Here is a 6,142-nt window from a genome sequence, read left to right as displayed (position 1 = left end):
GCGTTTTACCCTTTCTTCTGTTCGGGCCACGCCCATTTTTAACTTATTTTGTTCAAGTTGGTAATCGCGCTTCTTTTTGGCAATTGTATTTTCCGCTTTTTTATAAGTCATTTGAGCTTTGCGCTGGTAGGCAGCCGATTCGTAGATCGATTGCTCCAAATCGATTTTATTGTATTCCAAATCGAGTTTGGCATTTTTTATATCTTCCCTAAGAGCGGTTAATCGTACCGTGCTATCAATTCTGGCATTTTTCAGGTCGGCTTCTGCCGTTTCAAGATTTTGCCTTTCCTGGCGCATTCCCGACATGATCTGGCTGGCATCAAGCTGCATAATAAAATCGCCTTTTTTGACGTATTTCCCATCTTGTGCCAAATCAAGAATTTTTAGTTCCCAAATCCTTAGTTCTCTATCGCCAAGTATTTTGGGCATTGGGATTGGGGTAGACACCAAACCGTTTATTTCTCCTTTGCAGGTTAACGTCGCTTCAAACGGGCCTTTTTCAACCATATAGATTTTCTCCGACTTGCTTGTGGTAAGCGATCCGGCAAAAGCTGCAAGGGCAATAACACAAATTACTGCTGCAGTTATTATAATATGCTTTCTTTTTACAGCCATAAACTAGTTTTCTAAAAGTTTGTCGTAATCGGCTTCAAGCGGTTTCTTTTTTTCAAAATCAAAAAGTGTTAAACTGCGCAGTCGGTAATAGGCCGACCAGTAATCGCGTAACCGCGTTAGGTAGGCCATACGCGCAGTTTCCTGGTCGTTGCTGGCAATATTTAGTCGTGTTACATCAATCTTTCCGATAAGAAAACGCTGAAAGGTAACGTTGTATCCCATTTGTGCAACCGTATCGGCTTTTGCTGCTGTGTTTACCTGTCCGGCCTGAAGATTGAATTCCAGCACGCTTTGGTAAATATCTTGCTCAAAATCAATACGTTCCTGCCTTATTGTTGCCAGAGCCACTTCGCGGTTCGACTTGGCCATTGAATAACGTCCTTTTCCGCGTCCCCAGTCAACAATGGGGATGTTTAGGCCCAGACTAAACACCTGGCTTTTGTCTGGTTCGGAATAAACATCATCAAAATTTTCGGCACTTTTGTTTAATCCATACATGGCGTAAAGCGTGGTGTTAAGCCCTCGTTCTGATTTGGCAATGGCAACATTCTCGTCTTGCTGCAGCTTTTGCTGTTGATGGTTCAGAATCTCAGGGTTGTTTTTAATCGCCTCGTCAATTGCCTGGTCCGGATCAATTTTCAGCTCCGGAATTTCGCTGGGAACAATACATTTTATCATGGTTTCTTTTGGAAGTCCTAGGAAAGAGTTCAACCTTGCCTGTGCTCTTTTTTCGCCAAGCTGGGCAACACTCAGTGCCTGCTCGCTGTTCAGCAAACGGAGTTCCAGTTCAAGCAATTCATCCTGAGTTACGGTTCCTACCTGGAAACGCCCTTTTCCGATTTTATAAAGTGTATCGGCGTTGGCATAATTCATCTCGGCAATATTTTTCTGAATCTGGGCATTGATCAATCCAAAAAAGCGGTTGGTCGAAGTTACACGCAAATCTTCCATATCCTGGATAAATTCTTTTTTGGCTTTCTCAAACTTCAAGGGTTCAATTTTGGCTTGCCATTTCAGGCGGTTATACCCGTTTAATTCCTGCGAAAAACCAATACTGATAGGCGTTGCATTAAACGATGTATTTTTGTCGCCACCAAGGTTTTTAATCATTCCCAGCTCCGAGCGTAAAAATACCTGTCCGCCGGTTAGTGAAACGTTTTGAACAGCTGATACTGAAACTTCGGAGTTAAAATATTCGCGCAGGCGGAATTCGTCCTCATTGGTTTCGAAGTTGTACTCGCGATTACTAAAACGGTTAAAATCGGCCGGATTGGAACTTAATGAAATACTAGGTAAGCGCTCGGCTTTATAAAACCGGTGTTCCCAATAGCTGGCCAAATACATGTTTTTGTTTCGGAAAGCATCAATTGATTGTTCTGATGCAATATCAATTACTTCGGGAAGTGTTAACACTAATTCGTCCTGGGCAGCCGCAAATTCTGTAAGGCCCAAAATAAATATAAATGACAGAAATATGTTTTTCATTTTTTTTTTTTGTTTTCAGGTTGTTTTATGAACGAAGACTTACTACCGGATCGTTGGCTGCGGCGCGTTTGGCAGGCAAATAGCCAAAAATAATTCCGACACCAACCGAAACGCCAAAAGCAATAAAAATGCTAAAGGCAGAAACAATTGTTTTAATATCGAACACGGCCGTAATAATTTGCGAGAGCACAACCCCCAGAATAATTCCGATAATTCCTCCGGTTAAACTGATTAATGTTGACTCGGAAAGAAACTGTGCGATTATGTCTTTTTGTTTGGCACCCAATGCCTGACGAACACCAATTTCGCGAATACGTTCCAATACTGATGCCAGCATAATATTCATAATCCCAATTCCGCCAACAACAAGCGAAATACCTGCAATTACACCTAAAACGATATTGAATATCTTTTTTGTTTTTTGTTGCTGTTTAAGCAGCAATTCGGGGATTGTAACTTCAAAATCGTACAAATCGGAGTGGCGTCTGAGCAACATACGTTTTATTAATGTTGCTGAGTTATTGAGTTGTTCCGTTTCCTTTATCTGTACAACGATCTTGTCGAGTTGGTTAAGATTATCATCGGTGTCAATCGGTTCTTCTTTTTGTTCCGGGCCGCCATAAATAACTACCATACCATTTCCATTTGCGTTTTTATTGGCATTTAAAACTTCGTCGGCCCTGATTAGCGAACGGTTTTTAAAACGCAACAGCATGGTTTGTACGGGTATAAAAATTTTATTGTCGGAACTGCTGATACCCAGTTCGTCGGATGCCGATGCGGTAAAATCGCGTCGTTCAACAACTCCTATAATTTTTAACCAAATCTGTCCGCATTTTATGTATTTCCCAATGGGATCCTGCTGACGAAAAAATTGCTCTTTAATGTTATTTCCAACCACACAAACGGGTAGTCCTTTTTCTGCCTGAGTAGCGTTAAAACGACTTCCTTCGGCCAGTTGCATGTTAAATAAATCGAAGTAATGATTATCAATTCCTTCGAGTACAACAGGTCTGCTGATACCATTTAGCAACGCTGAATAGTTAAAGGAAATTACCGGCGAAATACGTTCAACAGTTGGTACAATTTTTTTAATGGCCTCAACATCAAGAAGTGTCAGTCCTTTCGAAAATTTCTTAGCAGTGGGTTGACCATTGCCATCGCCACCTGCTCCGTCGGATAATGAATAAGTGCTTGGCGTTATAACAATGTTGTTTACCCCAACCAGTTTTATCTGTTCCAGAATTTCCTGCTCGGCACCATTCCCAATGGCCATCATACTAATTACCGCAGCAACACCAAAGATGATACCGAGAGCGGTAAGTATCGATTTCAGGCGGTTGGCTATAATGGCTTCAACCGCTATCAGAATATCGTGTAAATATCTTTTTATAAACATCTTGTTTGGTTTGAGTGGTTAATTAGCTGAAATAACAGTAACACCGGCAGGTAAAGACATTCCCTGAGGCAATTCAGGTGCTTTTTCCTCTTCCCGTTCCTTTTTTCTTGCTGCTTCCTCTGCAGCTTTTTCGGCTGCTTTACGTTTTATATCGGCATAAATTTCAAAGCCTGTTAGTTTGTAATCGCCGGCATCTTCGGGTTCCAGCAGCTGCACTTCCTGGCCTTCTTCGAGTCCCTGGTTTATTACCACATAATTTTCGTTGGCTTCGCCGGGCTCAATAATTTGTGCGGTTTGCGAATCAGAAAGATATACATAGGATAAGCTATCGTTTGAAAATACAGCCTCGATTGGAATATAGGTGGCATCTTCAATAAAACTGGCCTGGATGGTGTTACTGGTGGTCATGGCTGGTTTCAGCTCGGGATCGGAGCCGTTGACCTTAATTTTTACCTCAAAAACCTTTGCATCACTTTTTGGCATCACTTGCCCCATGTTGGCTACGGTGGCTACTTCTCCGTTTAACGTTTTATCAGGAAAAGCATCAATTCCAATTTTTACTTTCTGGCCGGGTTTTATCAGCGCAATATCAATTTCGTTTATAAAGGTTTTGGTAACCAGGTTACGCATGTTTGGGAACGTAGCAATAATCGGGCTCCATTGCGACACGCGCGATCCGGTTTCAACAGTACCTCCCCACTCGTATTGATGATAGGAAATAATACCTGCTTTGGGCGAATAAATGATCAACTTATCCATTAATCTTTCCAGTGCATCAACGCGTTCTTTTACCTGTTTATAGGTGATGAATTTGCGGTTCACCTTATTAATTTCCTGTTGAGTTTTTAATTCGTAGGCCTGTTTTGATTGTTCCAGTTTTCGCAAGGCTTTGTCGTAATCCATTTTCACCTTTTTTTGCTCTGATGGTGATTCATAAATCGATTCGTCAACCGCAATCTTTCGTTCTTCTACATCCAGTGTGGCGTTAATAATCTGGTCGCGTTCGTTGCTAAGCGTCAGGTTGGAGTCGATCTTGCTGTCGTTGTATTCCGACAGTATTTTTTCCATCTCATCCTGGGCATCTTTTAACTGTTCCTGAACAGCCTGATGATCGAGTGTGGCCACATAATCTCCCGAATCTACATAAGTTCCTTCTTCAACAATATCAGTAATTGTTAAGTTAGAAATACGCGTTTGGCGATCCTTCATTTCTTCGGGAATATAAACATGGTCGGAGTTTTCCGATTCGAGTTGCCCGCTTGAGTACACCAGCACTTCAAAAGGGCCTTTCTTTACGGTAGTGGTAATTTGAGTGGTTTCGTTTTTCGAACCTGATAATACAATAAATACCACAAACAGTAGAATTACTGCCATGGCGGCAAACAGCCAGTTTTTTTTCTTCATTTTTAGTATGCTTTTAGTTTTCAATGGTAACGGGTGAATTAGGCATGAGGGCATGCTGTTTTTAAGTATAATTATGAGGATTTCGTTTCATTGTTTTAGTTTTTGTTTCTGTTTGAAATTGTTTTTTCTTGTTTAACAAAAATTGTGCCTTGGCATAAAATCAACGAAAGAAACAAAAAATAAGTATGAAATTTTGTTAAATAAACTTCAAATAAACTAAATGAGTAGTTTTTTAACTGAAAGTTCAGTTTGAGAGTCTGGGTTTTAAAATACCGGCTTGTGCCAGTGTCATTATCAGTACCCCAATAACCGTTATCATTCCGCCAATAAACTGGTGCAACAACGGGAAGGTATGAAAGACAAGGTAGGCACCTATTAAAACAAAAATACCTTTTAGCGTTTGCACCACTGCCGAGCGAGATGCATCGATAAATTGATAGGAATAATACACCGTTAAAATGGCGACGAACTCCAGGAAAGAACCAATGGATACGTTGGCAAGAGCCCTGGATGATATGCTGGCTTCGGGGCTATAGATAAAAAATGCGATAAGCGAAAATGCGAACAGCCAGGTATAGCGGTTTAGGTTAAACAGCTCGGGGCTTATATTTTTTACATGCACTTTTACAATTAGTGTAGCGGTGGTGGCAAATAGCGCGTTAATTACAACCACGCCGGTACCGGCAATAAACAGCGTTTTTAAACTTGTACCACCCGAATAACTGATAACAAAAGTACCGATTAGCGCCAGCGATGCACCAATAACTTCTACCCAGCCAAACTTTTCTTTCAGCAGTACAATACCACCCAAAGTAACCATCACCGGGAAAAGATTACCGATAAACGATGTTACGGAAGGATCGGGGATAATATTTATGGATATAAAAAATGAAGTGGTTGTGAGTATTTCGAGAATGCCCAATAGCAAAAGTATACGGCGTTGCCTTCTATCGAGAACCTTTAACTGACCCAACTTTTTGTTTTTTAATGCAAAAAGTAAACTGAACAGCATCCCTAAACCACACCAGTAAATACCAAATTGTGTTAAATGAATTTCATTTAACGCAGCCTTACTAAAAATGTAAACGTTTGAGAAAGCAATGGTGGCAACAAGGGCCAGCAGATATCCCTTAAATGTGGCTGTTTTCATACTGTTAAAATTGATAACTTTTAAAGGTAAAGTACGGAATCGGTATCGATTGTAATAATTCTCTCCGGGCGACTATTATCGAAACTTGT

Annotated in this window: 4 protein-coding genes and 1 pseudogene; all 5 read right to left on the bottom strand. The window is 40.8% G+C overall.

Features of this window, described 5'->3' with window-relative positions:
• A pseudogene (locus ABZB17_RS19380) lies at positions 1–615 on the bottom strand (hypothetical protein); the annotation flags it as partial.
• Positions 616–618: 3 nt separating this feature from the next.
• Positions 619–2,100, bottom strand: coding sequence for a TolC family protein (locus ABZB17_RS19375; protein ID WP_372652693.1), 1,482 nt, complete (start codon positions 2,098–2,100; stop codon positions 619–621).
• 25 nt (positions 2,101–2,125) lie between these two features.
• On the bottom strand, positions 2,126–3,499 hold the full coding sequence (locus ABZB17_RS19370) for an ABC transporter permease (RefSeq protein ID WP_163322911.1): 1,374 nt from the start codon (positions 3,497–3,499) through the stop codon (positions 2,126–2,128).
• An 18-nt stretch (positions 3,500–3,517) separates the two neighbouring features.
• Positions 3,518–4,903 carry an efflux RND transporter periplasmic adaptor subunit gene (locus tag ABZB17_RS19365; RefSeq protein WP_372652691.1) on the bottom strand — a complete coding sequence of 462 codons (1,386 nt, stop codon included), beginning with the start codon at positions 4,901–4,903 and terminating at the stop codon, positions 3,518–3,520.
• A 244-nt stretch (positions 4,904–5,147) separates the two neighbouring features.
• A complete protein-coding gene (locus tag ABZB17_RS19360; protein WP_372652688.1) occupies positions 5,148–6,053 on the bottom strand; it encodes a DMT family transporter in 906 nt (301 codons plus the stop codon).
• Positions 6,054–6,142: the final 89 nt, after the last annotated feature.

The organism is Draconibacterium sp., from assembly GCF_041583095.1.
Lineage (GTDB): Bacteria > Bacteroidota > Bacteroidia > Bacteroidales > Prolixibacteraceae > Draconibacterium.
Note: the sequence above shows the minus strand (reverse complement) of the source record. Positions and strands in the feature narration are given on the sequence as shown.